Source organism: Stenotrophomonas sp. STK16_22, from assembly GCF_051984505.1.
In the GTDB taxonomy this organism is placed as follows: Bacteria; Pseudomonadota; Gammaproteobacteria; order Xanthomonadales; family Xanthomonadaceae; genus Stenotrophomonas; species Stenotrophomonas maltophilia_A.
This window is the reverse complement of record NZ_CP196972.1, coordinates 3252333-3269761: the sequence shown is the minus strand read 5'-3', so window position 1 is coordinate 3269761 and position 17429 is coordinate 3252333. Positions and strand designations below refer to the sequence as shown.

23 protein-coding genes and 2 tRNA genes are annotated in these 17429 nt (G+C 66.2%); 11 read left to right on the top strand and 14 right to left on the bottom strand.

The window, feature by feature from the left end:
- Positions 1-118 precede the first annotated feature (118 nt).
- Positions 119-514: a hypothetical protein gene (locus ACSYAO_RS15345; RefSeq protein WP_012511691.1), complete on the top strand. Its 396-nt coding sequence runs from the start codon at positions 119-121 to the stop codon at positions 512-514.
- Positions 515-538: 24 nt separating this feature from the next.
- Here ACSYAO_RS15345 and ACSYAO_RS15340 read toward each other — a convergent pair whose 3' ends face one another.
- The gene (locus ACSYAO_RS15340; protein ID WP_149909451.1) at positions 539-1231 is read right to left on the bottom strand and encodes an aspartate/glutamate racemase family protein; all 693 of its coding nucleotides are present in this window, start codon (positions 1229-1231) and stop codon (positions 539-541) included.
- Between the two features lie 86 nt (positions 1232-1317).
- Between ACSYAO_RS15340 and ACSYAO_RS15335 the strand changes: the two genes are divergently transcribed.
- From ACSYAO_RS15335 to ACSYAO_RS15315, 5 genes are all read left to right on the top strand, one after another.
- Positions 1318-1629, top strand: a complete 312-nt coding sequence (locus ACSYAO_RS15335; protein WP_032128664.1) for an ArsR/SmtB family transcription factor — start codon at positions 1318-1320, stop codon at positions 1627-1629.
- Entirely contained in the window at positions 1629-1979 is a 351-nt protein-coding gene (locus tag ACSYAO_RS15330) for a polyketide cyclase (protein WP_149909450.1), read from the top strand. The genes ACSYAO_RS15335 and ACSYAO_RS15330 overlap by 1 nt, the downstream gene beginning before the upstream one ends.
- A gap of 37 nt (positions 1980-2016) precedes the next feature.
- Positions 2017-2625: an ATP-dependent Clp protease proteolytic subunit gene (locus ACSYAO_RS15325; protein WP_032128666.1), complete on the top strand. Its 609-nt coding sequence runs from the start codon at positions 2017-2019 to the stop codon at positions 2623-2625.
- Positions 2626-2723: 98 nt separating this feature from the next.
- Entirely contained in the window at positions 2724-3365 is a 642-nt protein-coding gene (locus tag ACSYAO_RS15320; protein WP_032128667.1) for a LysE family translocator, read from the top strand.
- Between the two features lie 94 nt (positions 3366-3459).
- Entirely contained in the window at positions 3460-3633 is a 174-nt protein-coding gene (locus ACSYAO_RS15315) for a DUF1328 domain-containing protein (RefSeq protein ID WP_149909449.1), read from the top strand.
- Positions 3634-3655: 22 nt separating this feature from the next.
- Here ACSYAO_RS15315 and ACSYAO_RS15310 read toward each other — a convergent pair whose 3' ends face one another.
- The 4 genes from ACSYAO_RS15310 to ACSYAO_RS15295 form a co-directional block, all read right to left on the bottom strand.
- The gene (locus tag ACSYAO_RS15310) at positions 3656-3988 is read right to left on the bottom strand and encodes an SMR family transporter (protein WP_005410423.1); all 333 of its coding nucleotides are present in this window, start codon (positions 3986-3988) and stop codon (positions 3656-3658) included.
- A gap of 13 nt (positions 3989-4001) precedes the next feature.
- Entirely contained in the window at positions 4002-4574 is a 573-nt protein-coding gene (locus ACSYAO_RS15305) for a TetR/AcrR family transcriptional regulator (protein WP_134951706.1), read from the bottom strand.
- 86 nt (positions 4575-4660) lie between these two features.
- Positions 4661-4894 (bottom strand): DUF1653 domain-containing protein, encoded by a 234-nt coding sequence (locus tag ACSYAO_RS15300; RefSeq protein ID WP_049401205.1) that lies wholly within the window; start codon positions 4892-4894, stop codon positions 4661-4663.
- A 12-nt stretch (positions 4895-4906) separates the two neighbouring features.
- On the bottom strand, positions 4907-5191 hold the full coding sequence (locus tag ACSYAO_RS15295; RefSeq protein ID WP_049401204.1) for a hypothetical protein: 285 nt from the start codon (positions 5189-5191) through the stop codon (positions 4907-4909).
- Positions 5192-5595: 404 nt separating this feature from the next.
- Between ACSYAO_RS15295 and ACSYAO_RS15290 the strand changes: the two genes are divergently transcribed.
- From ACSYAO_RS15290 to ACSYAO_RS15280, 3 genes are all read left to right on the top strand, one after another.
- Positions 5596-5802: a hypothetical protein gene (locus ACSYAO_RS15290; protein WP_049423877.1), complete on the top strand. Its 207-nt coding sequence runs from the start codon at positions 5596-5598 to the stop codon at positions 5800-5802.
- A gap of 132 nt (positions 5803-5934) precedes the next feature.
- Positions 5935-6498 (top strand): DUF3011 domain-containing protein, encoded by a 564-nt coding sequence (locus ACSYAO_RS15285; protein WP_049401711.1) that lies wholly within the window; start codon positions 5935-5937, stop codon positions 6496-6498.
- A 166-nt stretch (positions 6499-6664) separates the two neighbouring features.
- Complete coding sequence (locus ACSYAO_RS15280) at positions 6665-6868, top strand: hypothetical protein (protein ID WP_005417823.1); 204 nt, start codon at positions 6665-6667, stop codon at positions 6866-6868.
- A 152-nt stretch (positions 6869-7020) separates the two neighbouring features.
- On the opposite strand, the gene dxs is transcribed toward ACSYAO_RS15280, so the two are convergent.
- The 8 genes from dxs to ACSYAO_RS15240 form a co-directional block, all read right to left on the bottom strand.
- A complete protein-coding gene (dxs, locus tag ACSYAO_RS15275; RefSeq protein WP_049462121.1) occupies positions 7021-8928 on the bottom strand; it encodes a 1-deoxy-D-xylulose-5-phosphate synthase in 1908 nt (635 codons plus the stop codon).
- Between the two features lie 105 nt (positions 8929-9033).
- Entirely contained in the window at positions 9034-9699 is a 666-nt protein-coding gene (locus tag ACSYAO_RS15270; RefSeq protein ID WP_019336875.1) for an HNH endonuclease, read from the bottom strand.
- 508 nt (positions 9700-10207) lie between these two features.
- Complete coding sequence (locus ACSYAO_RS15265; protein WP_149909448.1) at positions 10208-11998, bottom strand: acyl-CoA dehydrogenase C-terminal domain-containing protein; 1791 nt, start codon at positions 11996-11998, stop codon at positions 10208-10210.
- 65 nt (positions 11999-12063) lie between these two features.
- Positions 12064-12540 carry an LEA type 2 family protein gene (locus ACSYAO_RS15260; protein ID WP_049401709.1) on the bottom strand — a complete coding sequence of 159 codons (477 nt, stop codon included), beginning with the start codon at positions 12538-12540 and terminating at the stop codon, positions 12064-12066.
- 162 nt (positions 12541-12702) lie between these two features.
- The gene (locus ACSYAO_RS15255) at positions 12703-13254 is read right to left on the bottom strand and encodes a lipocalin family protein (protein WP_049401708.1); all 552 of its coding nucleotides are present in this window, start codon (positions 13252-13254) and stop codon (positions 12703-12705) included.
- Between the two features lie 96 nt (positions 13255-13350).
- Positions 13351-13926 (bottom strand): hypothetical protein, encoded by a 576-nt coding sequence (locus ACSYAO_RS15250; RefSeq protein WP_134952088.1) that lies wholly within the window; start codon positions 13924-13926, stop codon positions 13351-13353.
- Between the two features lie 99 nt (positions 13927-14025).
- A tRNA-Phe gene (locus ACSYAO_RS15245) sits at positions 14026-14101 on the bottom strand.
- A 73-nt stretch (positions 14102-14174) separates the two neighbouring features.
- Positions 14175-14250, bottom strand: a tRNA-Phe gene (locus tag ACSYAO_RS15240).
- Positions 14251-14586: 336 nt separating this feature from the next.
- Here ACSYAO_RS15240 and ACSYAO_RS15235 point away from each other — a divergent pair.
- On the top strand, positions 14587-15612 hold the full coding sequence (locus ACSYAO_RS15235; RefSeq protein WP_149909447.1) for an NADP-dependent oxidoreductase: 1026 nt from the start codon (positions 14587-14589) through the stop codon (positions 15610-15612).
- 79 nt (positions 15613-15691) lie between these two features.
- Here ACSYAO_RS15235 and ACSYAO_RS15230 read toward each other — a convergent pair whose 3' ends face one another.
- Entirely contained in the window at positions 15692-16534 is an 843-nt protein-coding gene (locus ACSYAO_RS15230; protein ID WP_134951936.1) for a bifunctional transcriptional activator/DNA repair enzyme AdaA, read from the bottom strand.
- Positions 16535-16666: 132 nt separating this feature from the next.
- Here ACSYAO_RS15230 and ACSYAO_RS15225 point away from each other — a divergent pair, with 132 nt between their 5' ends.
- On the top strand, positions 16667-17428 hold the full coding sequence (locus ACSYAO_RS15225; protein ID WP_032130300.1) for an SDR family oxidoreductase: 762 nt from the start codon (positions 16667-16669) through the stop codon (positions 17426-17428).
- The last annotated feature ends 1 nt before the right edge of the window (position 17429 follow it).

Below are 17429 nucleotides of genomic sequence, written 5' to 3'. Positions count from 1 at the left end.
TCCCGTATCATCGCTGCACATCCGATCGCATCGGTTTACACCCTCTTACATGTCTCCCACGCCGGTCGGCACAGCCTGTGGCTGTTGTCACTGGCATGCGGCCGGCGCGTGGAGGAGGATGCGCGGACCACGACGACCACAGGGGGTTGCGTTGATCAGCAGTACCGTCATTCATCGCTCGGCCGACGCAGGCGGCGCCGAGGTGCGGGTCCTGGACACCACGTTCAAGGGCAAGCATGTGTTCATTGCCTGGGGCCTGCGCGGGCCGGAACTGACCCGTAGCGCGGACCCGGCTGCCACCGTGGCCGCACGCAAGGCGCTGCACGCGGTTGCCGGCCACAGCGAGGGGCCGCGCAGCCCGGAAGTGTTCATCGCCAACCAGTCGGCGGTGGCGATCACGGTCTATCGCCTGCTTACCGAGGCGCGCTCCGGCGATGCCATCTTTTTCCTGTGCGATTCACAGGCGGTGGTCGAGTGGCTCATCACCGCGCTGGAAGTGCAGGGCGCGGACTGATTCCGCGCTCCGGCGCGCATCGATTCACGCCAGCGCCGCGTCCACCGCAGCCCGTGCGTGCAGTGCAGTGGTATCGAACAGCGGCACTGCGCTGTCTTCCGGTCGTACCAGCAGCATGATCTCGGTACAGCCCAGGATGATGGCTTCGGCACCGCGCGCCACCAGTCTCGCGATCACGCCGGCGTAGACCTGTCGTGAGTGCTCGCTGACCACACCGGCGATCAGTTCCTGGTAGATGATGTCGTGCACGCTGCGACGATCATCGGCTTCGGGAACCAGCACCTCCAATCCGAAGCGATCCTGCAGCCGGCCGCGGTAGAAGTCCTGTTCCATGGTGAAGGCGGTACCGAGCAGGCCCACCTTGCGTGCGCCTGCCTGCACGATGGCCTGGGCGGTGGGGTCGGCGATATGCAGCAGCGGCAGTGGACAGACCGCCTCGATGCGGTCGGCCAGCTTGTGCATGGTGTTGGTGCAGATCAACAGCAGATCGGCGCCACCGGCCTGCAGGCGCCGTGCAGCGTCGGCCATGTGGTCGCCCAGCGCATCCCAGTCGCCGTCATGCTGCAGCTGCTTGATGCCGGCGAAATCCACCGACCATAGCAGCAGCTGCGCCGAATGTGCGCCACCGAGGCGCTGCCGCACGTCCTCGTTGATGAGCCGGTAATACTGCGCCGAGCTTTCCCAGCTCATGCCGCCGATCAGGCCAAGGGTCTTCATGCACAGCTCCATGCCGGGGAGCCGTCATTGCAGCACAGCCGATGCGGGAGTTGCACTACACATTAGTGATTGCTAATGTGTTGGTCATGATCGAGAACGCCCTCTTCAAAGCGCTGGCCGACCCTACCCGCCGCCACATCTTCGAAAAGCTGGCCGAGGGCGGGCAGCATGCCAGCGCGCTGCGCGAGGGCATGGCGATCAGCCAGTCTGCGATGTCCCAGCACCTGGCGGTGCTGCGCGATGCCGGGCTGGTGAGCGAACAGCGCCAAGGCCGCTTTGTCCACTACCAGGTCGATCCGCGCGGGCTGGCGCACATCGGCAACTGGCTGCAGCGCTACCGGGCCTACTGGCCCGCGCGGATGGATGCCTTGCAGGATCTGCTGAAGGAGATGGACTGATGGACGATGTTCTGCACGAAGCGACTCCCGCGTTGGTGATGGAGCAGTGGCTGCCAGCGCCACCGGAACGGGTCTGGCGCGCACTGTTCGATCCGGCACTTCGTGAGCGCTGGTTGCCGGCGGCCGATCTTGCCGATCCGCAGCCCTGCCTGTGCGAGGAGGGGCGGGAGCTGGGGTTCCGCCTGCGCGATGCGCAGCCCCCGCATCTGCACAGCCTGGTGTGTTTCCGGCTGCGCGCGGATGACGGCGGGGGGACGGTGCTGACCATCGTGCATCGGCTCACCGACCTGCGCGCGCTGCTGCCGTTGGCCGCCAACGACGATCATCGCACCATGATGCGCGCGGCCTGAGCCGGCGCCTGGATCGAACGCTACAGGGAGCAGGCACATGCGGGACAGAATGCAGCTGATACCAATGGTGGTGGAACGCAGCGAGCGCGGTGAGCGCTCCCATGACATCTACTCGCGGCTCCTGCGCGAGCGCATCATCTTTCTCAACGGTGAAGTCGATGACACTGTGTCGGCGCTGGTCTGCGCGCAGCTGCTGTTCCTGGAATCGGAAAACCCGGAGAAGCCGATCCATCTGTACATCAACTCGCCGGGTGGAGTGATCTCCAGCGGCCTGGCGATGTACGACACCATGCAATACATCTCGGCCCCGGTGCATACGCTGTGCATGGGCACCGCGCGGTCGATGGGTTCGTTCCTGCTGATGGCCGGCGAGCCCGGTCACCGTGCGGCGTTGGCCAATGCCAGCCTGCATGTGCATCAGCCGCTGGGCGGGGTGCAGGGCCAGGCGTCGGACATCTTCATCCATGCCGAGGAAATGCAGCGCACCAAGCAGCGCATCACCCGGCTGTATGCGCAGCATTGCGGACGCAGTGTCGAGGAGGTCGAGCAGACCCTGGACCGCGATCGTTTCATGAGTGCCGAGCAGGCATGCGAATGGGGCTTGATCGATCAGGTACTGGTACGGCGCGACGCGCTCGCGGCCTGAGCCTGCCTCTGTAACCACCGCATCCATGCTGCGCTGTGTGTGCCGCGCCAGGCCGGCGCACTCTATGCTGGTGGGATCTTCTGAAGTGGATGTCCGATATGGCCCTGCATACCTGGTGGTGGTTTCTCGCCACGGTGTTCGTTCTGTGTGGTACGCCGGGGCCGAACATGCTGCATATCCTCGGTCGCAGCGTCGGGCTCGGCTTTCGCGGTAGCGTGCCGGCGATGGCTGGCTGCCTGCTGGCGATGCTGCTGGTGCTGGCGGCCTCCGCAGCAGGCCTGAGTGCGCTGCTGCATTCCTCGCCGATGCTGTTTGAGGTGCTGCGCTATCTGGGCGTGGCCTATCTGGCCTGGCTGGGCCTGAAGGCATGGCGTGACAGTTGCCGGCCGGCACCACCGGTGACGGTCGATGCCGCGCTGCCGGTTGCGGCGTCGCTGGGCGCGTGGAAGGTGTTCCGTGGTGGCCTTCTGGTGGGCCTGAGCAATCCCAAGCTGCTGCTGTTCGCTGCGGCGTTCCTGCCGCAGTTCGTCGACCCGTCGCGTGGCCAGGCGCTGCAGTACAGCGTGCTGGTCGCCACCTTCGCCGGCTGCGAACTGTTCTGGTATGTGATGTATGCCGCCGGTGGCCATGGCCTGCGCCGATGGTTGGCCAAACCCTTCGCGCGGCGCTGGTTCGAGCGGCTGGTGGGCAGCGTTTTCCTGGCCTTTGCAGTGGCCCTGCTGCGTTTCCGCCCGCGCTGATTCACGCTGCGCACGCGGCCTGTTCACGACTGCCGCATCGGCTACGGCCTAGCCTGATCATCCAGTACGCAGTCCCCACGGGGAAAGGTTTGACATGATCAAGTGGGCCATCATCTTCGCCATCATCGGCGTCATTGCGGGCGTGCTCGGCTTCGGCGGCATTGCCGGCGCCGCGGTCGGCATCGCCAAGTTCCTGTTCTGGACCGGCATCATCATCGCCGTGGTGCTGTTCCTGCTCGGCATGACCGTAGCGAAGAAGGTCAGCTAGCGTTGATCGCGCAGCAGCGTACTCAGTGTGCGCTGCTGCGCGAGAACAGATTGATCACCAGTACGCCAGCACAGATCAGGCCGATGCCGATCAACGCCGGTGCATCCAGGCGCTGCTTGAACACCACCAGCCCGATCAGCGAGATCAGCACGATGCCGACGCCGGACCAGATCGCGTAGGCGATGCCGGTCGGGATCGACTTCATGGTCATCGACAGCAGGTAGAAGCACAGTCCATAGCCGACCAGCGCGCCCAGTGTCGGCGCCAGCCGGCTCATGCCGTCGGATGCCTTCAGCAGCGACGTGGCAATTACTTCCAGCACGATGGCAGCGGCAAGGTAGAGATAGGGATTCATTGAGCGCTCCTGCTCACCGCGGGTCGCATAGTTTCAGGGCCTGTTCGGCCATCGCCAATGCGTTGGCGCGTTCTTCCTCGTCCAGCGGACGCCCATAGGCCGTGGCCCAGTAGCCATCGGCAGCGCAGCGCGCCGCATACAGTCGCGGATCGTTGGCTTCGCCGGCGAACTCGGCCAGCATCGCACGCTTCCAGGTACGCCAATGCGCAAGCAGGGCTGGTTCCATCAGGTTGCCCAGGGTCAGGCCGATGTCGTTGTCCTGTTCCTGCTGCAGCAGATGCTCGAAATTGGCCTGCACATAGGCGCGGCTGAAACGACCATGCCCTTCGGGGTTTTCCTGCAGCAGGGCACGTACCCGTGCTTCGAATTCGCCGATGAGCGCTCCGATGGCTTCATCCACCAGTGCCTGCTTGCTGCTGAAATGATGGAACAGCGCACCCTTGCTGACACCGGCGGCCTGCGCGACGTCCTGCACGGTCAGCGCGGCCAGGCCATTACGGCCGATCACTTCAATGGTGGCCTGCAGCAGTGACTGGCGCACGCTGTCGGGCGCCTTGCGGCGCGAACGGGAGGGGGATGCGGACATGGCGGGAAGAAACCGACTGGACGGTACGATTGTAACGCAGGCCCGTGGTGTCACCGCGCTGCCGGCCAGGGCCGGCAGCGGAACCGTCATGCGTCGATGCGGGCGAAACGCGGCTGCGGTCCGTGTTCGCCCGGTACCTGTTCGACGAACATGACATACGGGCGCACCCACAGGCCGCCTTCGCCATAGAGCGCGCGATACAGCACCAGTGGCTCCAGCGTCTCGCTGCTGCGGACGATATCGAGCACTTCGTACTCGCCGCCCTTGAAGTGGCGGTAGCGACCCGGGGCCAGGGTGGGTAGCGGGCTCAGCTCAGCCATGGGGTGCGCGCCTCACTTGCGTGCCGGGCTGGCCGGCTTCGCGCAGTAGGCAGCGATGGCCTCGGCGGTATTGGCCAGGCCCTGTGCCTGTGCCAGTTCCCACGGGCGTTCGCAACGCTGGCTGTGCTCGCACCACTGGTAGCCGGCCGAACCAATGCATCCGTGGGCATCGCGATCGCCGCCCACCTTCGGTATCGCAGACGAGGTGGTCGCCGCATCGGCACGTGCGGCGGCGTCGTGCTGGTTGGCGCACGCGGTCAGCACCAGCAGGGCTGGAATCAGAAGAAGCGCTTTCATCGGGCGGGCTCCGTGCCTAAAGCGACAGTGTCTGTCGCAAATAGCCCTCCAGCAAGCGCTCAGTGCATGGCGGCGCGGATCAGCTCTTCAATCAGCACCAGATAGCTGGCCACGAAATAGAACTTCAGCAGCGTCCAGCGCTGCTGCGAGAAGAAGGTGCGCATGTGGAAGGGGCCCCTGTTGGTGACGGTAGTGTGAAGCCCCGTCAACTCCGTGACAAGGGTCACGGAACGCCTTCACTAAACAGCCTCAGGGATGTGAGGGTTGGGAAGCGCCCGACCGAATCCTGAGGCATTTTCGTACAAATCTGATGGGCCATCTCCGACGCGATCGATAGCCTGAGGGTGTACTGGCACGTGGCTCTGCCGCCTGTCACCGCCTCTTTCCTTCCGCAGGAGCTTCTCATGGTCTTTACTGTCCAATGCACTGCCCGGCACTGGTCCGTGTTGCATCCGAAGGCGGGTGACGCCACCCGTTACGCCCGCGGTGCCGATGCCTTCGACGCGGCCGCTGCGCTGGCCCTCGAGCACCATCGTCGCACCGGCCAGCGCAGCACGGTCCGGGTCGAGGCGCTCGGCAGCACCGTGGATGCGCTCCATATCGGGGAGTGACGCCACCGGCCGAGGCGCAGTCAGCCACGGTTGAGTTGTTTGAATGGGGAAAAAACCGCCGTGGTGCGACCCCCTGTGCGCCGCGCCACGAATCCCGGATGCTTGCGCCATCGTATTCATCCGGAGATTCCGATGGGCAAGGCACTCACCTGGCGCACCCTGGCCTGCACGCTGCTGCCGATGCTGGCGGCCGCAGGCGGCGCGCAGGCGCAGAGCTATGGCTACGGTTATGACGATGATCGCTATGGCGGTCGTGATGGCGGCGGCATCGTCCGCTGCGAATCGATCAAGAACCGCAGCAATGAATGCCGTCTGGAAGGCCGTGCCCGGATGATCCGCCAGTTGTCCGGTTCGCCGTGCGTGGAAGGCGAGACCTGGGGGCAATCGCGCTACGGTGTGTGGGTCACCCAGGGCTGCCGTGCCGAGTTCGTTGGCGAGTACCGCCGTGGCGGTGGCTGGGGTGGTGGCCATGGCAACGGCTGGGGCAACGGTGGCAATGGCTGGGGCGGGGGTGAGGTGATCACCTGCCATTCCAACGGCCACCGCCAGGAGTACTGTGATGCCCGCATCCGTCGTGGTGTGCGCCTGGTGCGTCAGGATTCACGCAGCGCCTGCATCGAGGGCCAGACCTGGGGCTGGAACCGTCGTGGCATCTGGGTCAGCGACGGCTGCCGGGCGCAGTTCCAGGTGAATTGAGCTCGCCCATCGAAAATCAGAATAATCTGATACAGCTCACATTTTGAACGTCGTATCTTCTGTGATCAGGGCACCCTGCGTGCCCCTGATCCGTCGCGATGAAGTCTGCCGAAACCGGCACGCCCGTCCCGCCACCGTCGATACGCTGCCTCAAGGAGTGAGCTGCATGTTGATCCGCCTGCAATGCGAGCAACGCCAATGGCGCGTGCTGCACCCGGACCGGCCGGAACCGATCGAGTTCCGCGATGGTGCCCGGGCCTACGATTTCGCTGAAACCCTTGCACGCCTCCACTTCGTCGACACCGGGCAGCGCGCTGCTGTGCGGGTGGAGGCCAGCGGTGCGTTCGTGGAAGCGGTCAGCTACGGCTGAGGGTTGGGGTTTCCGGCCAGATCATCGTTCCGGAGCCCGCTAGCCACGCACGGCGTGGATCTACTTTGCATCTGTCTCCACGCATGGCGTGGATCGACCCCTGTTCCGCAGTAGATCCACGCCATGCGTGGATCTACTGGTGGTGACCGGCCTCAGCCTGCCGCGCTGAGCGGCGGGGTCCCGGCAGCCAGCTGCGGCCAGCGCTTGAGCACCGCCGCGCGGATGCCCGCCGCATCGATACCGGCTTCGGCCAGCAGGTCCTCACGGCTTGCGTGGTGCTGGTAACTGTCGGGCAGGCCCAGGTGCAGGATCGGGCGCAATACGCCTTCGGCGTTGAGCAGTTCGCCGACGCCGGAGCCGGCGCCGCCGGCCACCACATTGTCTTCGATTGTGACCAGGCCCTCGTGCTGGGCGGCCACGGCCAGCACCAGCTCGCGGTCCAGCGGCTTGATGAAGCGCATGTTGACCACGCTCAGGCCCAGTTCGCGGCCGACCTGCTCAGCGGCGGCCACGGTGCTGCCGAAGGCGAGCAGCGCGACGCGGCTGCCCTGCAGGCGCAGCTCGCCCTTGCCGATCGGCAGGGTCGACAGGTCGGTACCGGCGGCAACGCCGGTGCCGGTGCCGCGCGGATAGCGCACGGCAGCCGGGCCCGGATGCTGCAGGCCAGTGCTGAGCATCTGCCGGCACTCGGCTTCATTGGACGGAGCCATCACCACCAGGTTCGGCACGCAGCGCAGGAAGCTCAGGTCGAGGTTGCCGGCATGGGTGGCGCCGTCCGGACCGACCACGCCGGCGCGGTCGATCGCGAACAGCACGTCCAGGTCCTGGATGGCCACGTCATGCACCAGCTGGTCGTACGCACGCTGCAGGAAGGTCGAGTAGATCGCCACCACCGGCTTGCCACCCTGGGTGGCCATGCCGGCGGCGAGGGTGACCGCGTGCTGTTCGGCAATTGCCACGTCGAAATAGCGCTGCGGGTATTCCTTGCTGAAACGCACCAGGCCGGAGCCTTCGCGCATCGCCGGGGTGATGCCGTACAGGCGTGGCTCGGCAGCGGCGGCATCGCACAGCCAGTCGCTGAACACATCGGTGTAGGTCGGCTTCTTGGCACCGGCCTTGGCCACCAGGCCCTTGTCCGGATCGAACGGGCCGACGGCGTGGTAACCGATCTGGTCGCCTTCGGCCGGCTCGTAGCCCTTGCCCTTGGTGGTCATCACGTGCAGCAGCTTCGGGCCCTTGGAGGCGCGCAGCGTCTTCAGCGTGGACAGCAGGGCGGGCATGTCGTGGCCGTCGATCGGGCCGGTGTAGTGGAAGCCCATTTCCTCGAACATCGTGGACGGCACGAACATGCCCTTCCAGTGTTCTTCCCAGCGCTTCACGAAGCGCGCCGGATTGTTCTTCTTGTCGCCGAGGATCTTCTTGCCGCCTTCGCGCAGCGCATTGAGCGTGCGGCTGCCGGTGGCACGGCCGAGCATCTTGGTCAGGCCGCCGACCGCCTCGGAGATCGACATGTTGTTGTCGTTGAGGATCACCAGCAGGTTCGGCTCGGGCTCCATGCCACCGGCGTGCATCAGCGCTTCGAACGCCATGCCGGCGGTCATTGCGCCATCACCGATCACTGCAACGACCTGGCGGTTGTCGCCTTCGGACTGGCGGGCGATGGCCATGCCGAGTGCGGCCGAGATCGAGGTCGAGGAGTGGCCGACGCCGAAGGTGTCGTACTCGCTCTCTTCGCGCTTCGGGAACGGCGCGACGCCGTCCTTCTGCTTGACGGTGTGGATCTCGTCGCGGCGACCGGTCAGGATCTTGTGCGGGTAGGTCTGGTGACCGACGTCCCAGACCAGCTGGTCCTGCGGAGTCTGGTACAGGTAGTGCAGGGCCACGGTGAGTTCGATCACGCCCAGGCCGGCGGCGAAGTGGCCGCCGCTCTTGCCCACCGACTCGATGAGGTAGGCGCGCAGTTCGTCGGCGACCGCCCTCAATTCGGATTCGTCGAACGTGCGCAGGTCATCCGGTGTCTGGATGCGCGCGAGGCGGGGATAGCGGGCAGAGTCGATCATCATGTTCGCACTTGTTCTGAACGCCCATTTTCGCCCTCAAACGGGGGTGGGGCAAGCAAACGCCGCCGCCCGTGACAGGACGGTGAGGGTTGCATTTTCAGCGATTCAGGTGCTCAGTTTTGACCGCTTGGGCAATTGCGCCTTCAGGAAGGCCATCTGGTCGGCCAGGATGTTGCGGTTGGACAGGATCAGGTGCTCGATCCAGCTGGGCCGGTAAGGCACCGCCAGCAACGGCATTCCGGCCTGCTGGGGGGTGCGGTCGCTCTTGCGCGAGTTGCAGTGGAAGCAGGCGGTGACCACGTTTTCCCAGCAGTCCAGGCCACCCTTGGACAGCGGCATGACGTGGTCGCGGGTGAGCGTGGGGCGGTTGAACTGCTGGCCGCAGTACATGCACAGGTGTGCGTCGCGGGCGAACAGGGCCGGGTTGGTCAGGTTCGGCGTGGGGTCGATCGCGCGGGAGCGGGCGTGGCCGCGGGCGGCGATGATCGGGTGCAGGTCCATGCCGCTCTGCAGTCCGCTGAAGCGGTTGGTACCGCCGTGGATGTGCAGGCAGGGATCGCCGAGTGTCCAGGCGACGGCTTCGCGGGCGTAGAGGCACGCCGCATCCTGCCAGGTGATCCAGTCCAGTACGCGTCCGTGGGCATCAAGCGAGAGCAGCCGGACCGAACCGGGGCGATGCAGCGTCGTGGCGTTGGGCGATGCTTCGGCGCCCGGAGCAGAAAACGGAGCTCCGGCTTCGATCAGACCCAAGCGTGTAGTGTCTGTCTCCATCGGGAGAACAGCTTATACCTGAATGTTGACGATTTGTGTATCGCCCCGAGGGCGATGCCCAAATCGCAATGATTCAGGTCCACGCATTCCTCCTATCCCCCGCACCTGTCGGTGCGCCCCCTTTAGCAACCCAGCCCGCCGTTGGCGCGCTGGGTTGCCCGCGCATTCTTCCTAATCCCCGCGCCTGTCGGCGCGCCCCCTTTAACAAAAGGGGGCTTTTCTCCAGATGGATTTCGGTGGTTTCCATCCACGCATGGCGTGGATCTACGGTGTCGACCAAGGTCGACACCTACCAGCAGCAGAAATCTGTCGAGGGCGGGGTGGGTCCGGTTGCGGGGGCGTGAGCCGCATGGATGCGGCGACCGAGCTTACATGGACGTACTTGCAGCGTCCCCCGCAATTGGACCCACCTCGCCACCCCGCAGGAAGCCAGCTCTTGCCGTTGCTGTTGCTGTTGCGGTTGCCGGCCAGCGGCCGGCACTACCGCGGGTGCCGGGCGCCGCCCGGCTCAGGCGCCGAAGCGCTCGTCGTCCATCGCCATCAGCGGGGCGGCGCCGGCCTGGATCGCGGCGGCGTGGGCGAGGGTGCGCGGCAGCACGCGGGCGAAGTAGAACCGTGCGGTCTCGCGCTTGCCCTGAGCGAAAGCGGCGCCGTGCGCGCTGGCATCGGCGGCGGCCACGCTGCGGGCCCACCAGTAAGCCAGCACCACGTAACCCGAATAGAACAGGTAGTCGTAGCTGGCCGCGCCGAGTTCGTCCGGATTGGAAGCCGAACGCTGCAGCACATCCATGGTCAGCTTGCCCCATTCGGCGGCCTTGGCGCGCAGCGGGCCGATGAACTCGGCCAGCGCTTGGTTGCCCTCGTTGGCCTTGGCGAACGCCTCGATCTCGGCCAGCATCAGCTTCAGGCCGGCGCCCTGGCTGGACGCGGTCTTGCGGCCGATCAGGTCCAGCGCCTGGATGCCGGTGGTGCCTTCATACAGCGTGGTGATGCGCGCATCGCGGGCCAGCTGCTCCATGCCGTGTTCGCGGATGTAGCCGTGGCCACCGAAGCACTGCAGGGCGTTGTAGGTGTTCTCGATGCCCCATTCGGTCTGGCAGGCCTTGGAGATCGGGGTCAGGAAGCTCACCAGGGTGTCGGCGCGCTCGCGCTCGGCGGCATCGTCGGCGTGGTGGGCGACGTCGATCAGGGTGGCGGCGTGCAGGGCCAGCAGGCGGCTGCCTTCGACTAGCGACTTCACCGTCAGCAGCATGCGGCGCACATCCGGATGGACCAGGATCGGGTCGGCCGGCTTGTCCGGGAACTTGGCGCCGCTCAGGGCGCGCGACTGCAGGCGCTCACGGCTGTACTTCAGTGCGTTCTGGTAGGCGCGCTCGGACAGGCCGATGCCCTGCAGGCCGACGCCCAGGCGCGCGGTGTTCATCATGGTGAACATGGCCTGCAGGCCCTTGTGCGGCTGGCCGACCAGGTAGCCCTGCGCACCATCGAAGTTCATCACGCAGGTGACCGACCCCTTGATGCCCATCTTGTGCTCGATCGAGCCGCAGCGCAGTGCGTTGCGCTCGCCGACGTTGCCTTCGCGGTCGACCTTGAACTTCGGGGTGACGAACAGCGAGATGCCCTTGGCACCCGGAGGGGCGTCGGGCAGCTTGGCCAGTACCAGGTGGACGATGTTGCCGGTCAGGTCGTGCTCGCCGGCAGTGATGAAGATCTTGGTGCCGGTGATCGAGTAGCTGCCATCGGCATTCGGCTCGGCCTTGGTCTTGAGCAGGCCCAGGTCGGTGCCGCAGTGCGGCTCGGTCAGGCACATGGTGCCGGTCCAACGGCCCTCGATCAGCGGCTTCAGGAAGGCCTCGTGCTGCCAGGCCTCGCCGTGCTGCTTCAGCGCTTCGATGGCGCCGTGCGAGAGCAGCGGGAAGTTGCCCCACGCCAGGTTGGCGGCGTTGATCATCTCGTTGAGCGGCACGCCCAGGGTGTGCGGCAGGCCCTGGCCGCCCAGCTCCGGCGACGCGGTCAGGCCGGTCCAGCCGCCATCGACGAACTGGTCGTAGGCCTGCTTGAAGCCGGGCGGGGTGGTCACTTCACCGGTGGCCTGGTCGAGCACGCAGCCGATCTCGTCGCCGACGCTGTTGAGCGGGGCCAGCACGGTGGCGCTGAAGCGGCCGGCTTCTTCCAGCACGGCATCGACCACGTCGGCGGTGGCGTCGGTGAAGCCCAGGCGGGCGAACAGGGGTTCGACCTTGAGCACATCGTGCAGGGCGAAACGGAGGTCGGAAAGCGGGGCGGTGTAGCTGCTCATCGGTACGTCTCGATTTGATCAGGGACAGGGGGGGCGGCGCCGGGCGCCGCGGCGGAAAGCGGGAGTCAGCGCAGCACGCCCGGCAGGCCCGGGGCCTGGTTGAGGGTGCTGCGGCTGCTGATGTCGAAGCTGCGCTGCTTCTTTTCCTGCGGCGTTGCTGCCACCGTTCCCTTCAGGCCATAGGCCAGGGTGCGGTTGCTGGCCAGCGCATCGGCCACCACCAGGCGTGCGGCCGAGCTGGGCACCAGATCGACCTGGATGACGTCGGCCGAGGTGCCGCCGATAGAAATGCCCGGCTTGGCCTGCAGGGTGCCGGCGTCGCTGTCGCCGACGGTCAGCGCCAGCGCGACGTCATCGAAGGTCATGGGCATGGAGCTGTAGTTCTGCAGGCGCAGGGCCACGGTCCAGTTGCCGTCGGCGCGCACGGTCAGCTGCTGCAGGCTGGCTGCCGGTTCCGAAACACGCTTGACGATGCCGTTGTTGCAGGCAACAAGGGCGAGGGTGCACAGGACGATCAAGGCGATACGGAAGCGGTGGAGCATGGGCGCAGGTCCTCTGGAGGGGTGCGTTGGATAAGCATACTACGGCGTATGGTCGTTTGGATCGCCTGTGGCGACCCGTCGCAGAGGGTAGCGCGTGAAGATGGCGGTCGGGCGTGCGCGGCGCCGGATGGCGCGCGCGTGGTGCGCCGGATACGACGCGGTTCAGTCGGCGGGCGTATCGCGAATCGGAGCCATCAGGCGCAGTGGGCCGAGGTCGTAGCCCATCGTCTCGGCTTTCTCTTTCAACTGTTCGAACCGGGTGCGATCCATTTCCGGCAGGCGCGAGAGGATCCACAGGTACTTACGGTCCGGCTCACCGACCAATGCCCACTGATAGTCCGGGTCCAGTGCCAGGACCCAGTAGTCGGCCCAGACCAGCGGCACCCAGCTCAGCCAGTCCGGCACGAAGCGCACCTGCAACTGGCCGGGATGGCCGGCAACCGGGCGTGCAACGCCTTCAGCAACCACGCGTTCTCCGTCGCCGTTGCGGCAGGCATTGGTGACACTGATGCGGCCATCGCGGCGCAGCCCGTAGTTGGCGGTGATCTCGCCGACGCACTGCTTCTGGAACGACACCGGAAGATGCGCGATCTCGTGCCACTGGCCTGCGTAGCGGTCGATGTCCAGCGTGTCGACTGCGCGCACCGGTTCGGCGGCGATCACCGGGGAGGCGGCCAGCAGCAGGCAGGCAAGCAGGGTGGGGCGCAGAGGCATCGGCAGGCTCCAGGCAGGAGTCCTGAGCTTAGGCGAGCGGCCACGGGCGCGTGTAAAGGTTCCATGCGCCGGCACCATTGCCGTCGTCGGTTGGGGCTACTGCTCGAACGGGCGTTGACTGCGCTCGTCGCCGTCAAAGGTAAGTGTCCGCGTATGCAACGTGCCGCTGCCCATATCCCATTTGAAGGTGTCCAGCCCTCCGCCGCCAGTTCCCTTGGAATGCAGGCGTACTGCGCCGCGGGTCAGATTGTCGGTCAGCAGCAGTTGCGCGGAGCCGTCGGCGTCCACACGGAGTCCGGCCCGGTCCCGCCACCGGTCCTCGCCCTGTCCCTTCGGGGCGTCCAGAGCAAGAGCGACGCTGTTGTCCTCGAACGTGCTCAGGCCGCCTCGCTCGGCGCCGGAAGCGTCGAAAATCAGGATGCCGGCAGCGCGGCTTCGTCGCCCTTCTTCTACGCTGTCCTGGCCAATCTCCACCCTTACCACGCCGTGCTCGTCGAGTACCTGCAGCTGCCGCGTGCTCAAATGATCGACGTGTAATGGGGCATTGCGCTGCGAAAGCAGCCAGGCCGTGACTGCGGCCAAGCCAAGCAACAATACGGACAGCCCGGCAACCAGCCATTGCAGGCGTCGCAGCGATTGCTGTAGTTGGGACAGGGAAGGGGTGTCATCCATGTCATCAGTGCTCCATGCAGTGAACCAAGGACGGTACTACAGAGACGGCAGGCACGGTCGCGCAAAAAAAAGACCTGCATTTCTGCAGGTCTCTGAAGATGGTGGCCGAAGACGGAATCGAACCGCCGACACGGGGATTTTCAATCCCCTGCTCTACCAACTGAGCTACTCGGCCAAATTGTGTGGCAACCGTGATCAAACCCGGTTTTCGGAAAAAAAAGACCCGCATTTCTGCAGGCCTTCGAAAGTGGTGGCCGAAGACGGAATCGAACCGCCGACACGGGGATTTTCAATCCCCTGCTCTACCAACTGAGCTACTCGGCCACATTTTTCGTTGCAGCGAGGTCGCTGCCAAGGACGCGTATATTACGGAGGTCGGCTGCCTTCGGCAAGCGTTTTGCCAAGATTTCTTCACATTGCCGTCTGCGCGCTCGCAAGTGCTTGATCCTCCGTTCTGGGGCGGGGCGTGGCCAGTCGATAATCGTCTGCGATGGAAATCAGCAGGTCGCCGCAAGCGCCAATGCTGCAAGGGCAAGGGCCGTGCCGGACCCGCGCCGGTCCGGGCAATGGAACGCTGTTTTCGTGGCCACCATCGGGGATCGCTGCGGCGTAGTGTCGGCACTCCTTTCTCCTGATGCTGGCAACAGCAGAGACCTGGCCATGTCCGATTCCTCGACCACCTCCCGCATCGTGCTCGCCTCGCGTCCACAGGGCGCACCGACCGCCGGCAATTTCCGTCTGGAGCAGGCCACGCTGCCGGCGCCCGGGCCGGGCGAGGTGCTGCTGCGCAACCGCTACCTGTCGCTGGACCCGTACATGCGTGGGCGCATGGACGAGGGCCCCTCGTATGCCGCGCCGGTGGCGGTGGGCGCGGTGATGGAAGGGCAGACCGTGGCCGAGGTGCTGCAGTCCAACGCCGAGGGCGTAGCCGCAGGTGAGCTGGTGCTGGCGCCGGGTGGCTGGCAGACCCACGCGGTGCTGCCGGCCAGGGCACTGGGGCGCCGCCTGGACCCGGCCGGACTGCCGCTGAATACCGCGCTGGGCGTGTATGGCATGCCCGGCTTCACCGCCTATTCCAGCCTGCATGAAATCGCCCGTTTGAAGCCGGGCGAGACGCTGGTCGTGGCTGCCGCGACCGGGCCGGTGGGCGCGACCGTGGCCCAGCTGGCCAAGCTGCAGGGCGCGCGCGTGGTCGCCATCGCCGGCGGCGAAGCCAAGCGTGCCTATCTGCAGACGCTGGGCGTGGACGTGGCGCTGGATCATCGCGCCGCTGATTTCGCCGCGCAGCTGCGTGCGGCGGTGCCCAGGGGTATCGACGTGTATTTCGAGAACGTAGGCGGGCACGTGCTGGATGCAGTGCTGCCGCTGCTCAACGACTTCGCCCGCATTCCGGTGTGCGGCACCATCGCCACCTACAACGAGCGGGGCGTCGAGCAGCCCGGCCCGGACCGGTTGCCCGCACTGTTCAGCCAGATCCTGCGCCAGCGCCTGACCGTGCGTGGTTTCATCGTGCACGACTTCAACCACCTGTGGCCGGAGTTCGAACGCGAGATGCCGCAGTGGCTGCGCGACGGCCGCATCCAGTACCGCGAGGATGTGGTGGAAGGGCTGGAGAATGCACCGGAGGCGTTCTTCGGGCTGTTGCAGGGGCGCAACTTCGGCAAACTGGTGGTGAAGCTGGATTGAGCGTTCGCTGGGATTCGCCGGGCATGGCCCGGCGCTACCGCGCGGTGTGCCGACCAAGGTCGGCAGCTACCGGGTTGCATCAGCCGTTGGCTGCCTTTTCCCGGCGCAGCAGTTCGCGCTTGCGCGCTACGCCCCAGGCATAGCCGGACAGGTCGCCATCGCGGCGCACCACGCGGTGGCAGGGCACGGCCACCGCCAACGGATTGCTTGCGCATGCGCGTGCGACGGCACGGCTTGAGCGCGGCGCGCCGATACGCGCGGCGATATCCGCATACGAGGCAGTCTGCCCGCGCGGAATCTGCTGCAGTGCCTGCCACACCCGTTGCTGGAACGCGGTGCCACGGATATCCAGCGGCAACGTGGCGCCTCGCGAAGGATCCTCGACCAGGCCTACGACCTGTGCCACCAGTTGCTCGTAGCCCTGGTCGGCGCCGACCAGTTCGGCTTGGCGGAAGCGTTGCTGCAACGACTGCAGCAGGGTCTCCGGATCGTCGCCGAGCAGGATCGCGACCACGCCGGTCCCGCTGCTGGCCACCAGCACGCTGCCCAGTGAGCTTTCGGCAAGCGCGAAGTGGATGACTTCGCCGCGCCCCCCTGCGCGCCATTGCTTGGGCGTCATGCCCAGCAACTTCGGTGCGTTCTCGTAGAAGCGTCCACTGGAACCGAAGCCAGCATCGTGGAAGGCGTCGGTGATGCGTTCCTGTTGTTCCAGCCCGGTGCGCAGGCGGTCGGCGCGGAGCGCGGCGGCGTACTGCTTGGGGGTCAGCCCGGTGGACTGCTTGAACAGGCGATGCAGGCGCGTCGGGCTGCAGCCAGCAATATCGGCCAGTTCCTGCAGCGAGGGTTCGTCGAGGCTGGTCTGCAGGTGGCGGCAGACCCGTTCGATGCGGTCATCGAGGGCGGTGGTGGCGGTACTGTCCATGGCCGGATTCTGGCACGTGCCGGTGCTGCGGAAACTCCGTTTCCTGCACTCACCTGTGAGGCCCGGAAACGGAGTGTTGGCGGGCCGAAGGCACGGCATCGTGGTGGCCACTTCACAACCGGTACCACGACCATGCGCCTGAACAACAAGATCGCTCTCATCACCGGTGCCAGCGCCGGTATCGGCCGCGCCAGCGCGCTGCGCTTCGCCGCCGAAGGAGCAAAGCTGGTGCTCAACGCACGGCGGCCGGAGCCGCTGCAGGCGCTGGCCGAGCAGATTCGCGCTGCCGGTGGCGAAGCCGTGGTGCATGCCGCCGACGTGGCCAACCCGGGCACGGCGCAGGCGCTGGTCGATCTGGCCCAGCAGTCATTCGGCGGCCTGGACATCGCGCTCAACAATGCCGGCATGCTCGGCCCGGGCGTGCCGGCGGCGGAGTTTCCGGTGGATGCCTGGCGCGAGGTGATGGCCACCAATCTCGACGCCGCCTTCCATGCGGCACGCGCGCAGCTGCCGGCACTGCTGGCGCGCGGCGGCGGCTCGCTGGTGTTCGTCGGTACCTTCGTCGGCCACACCGTGGGATTCCCGGGCATGGCGGCCTATGCGTCAAGCAAGGCCGGGCTGATCGGCCTGAGCCAGGTGATCGCTGCCGAATACGGTGCGCGCGGCGTGCGCAGCAACGTACTGCTGCCCGGTGGCACCGATACGGAGATGGGCCGGCAGGCCGCACCGACCGGCGATGCCCGCGACTTCGTGCGCTCGCTGCACGCACTCAAGCGCCTCGCCGAGCCGGAGGAGATCGCCAATGCGGCGCTATTCCTGGCCAGCGATGAGAGCAGTTTCGTTACGGGCACCGCGATGCGCGTGGAGGGTGGGGTGTCGATCACCCGTACCTGAG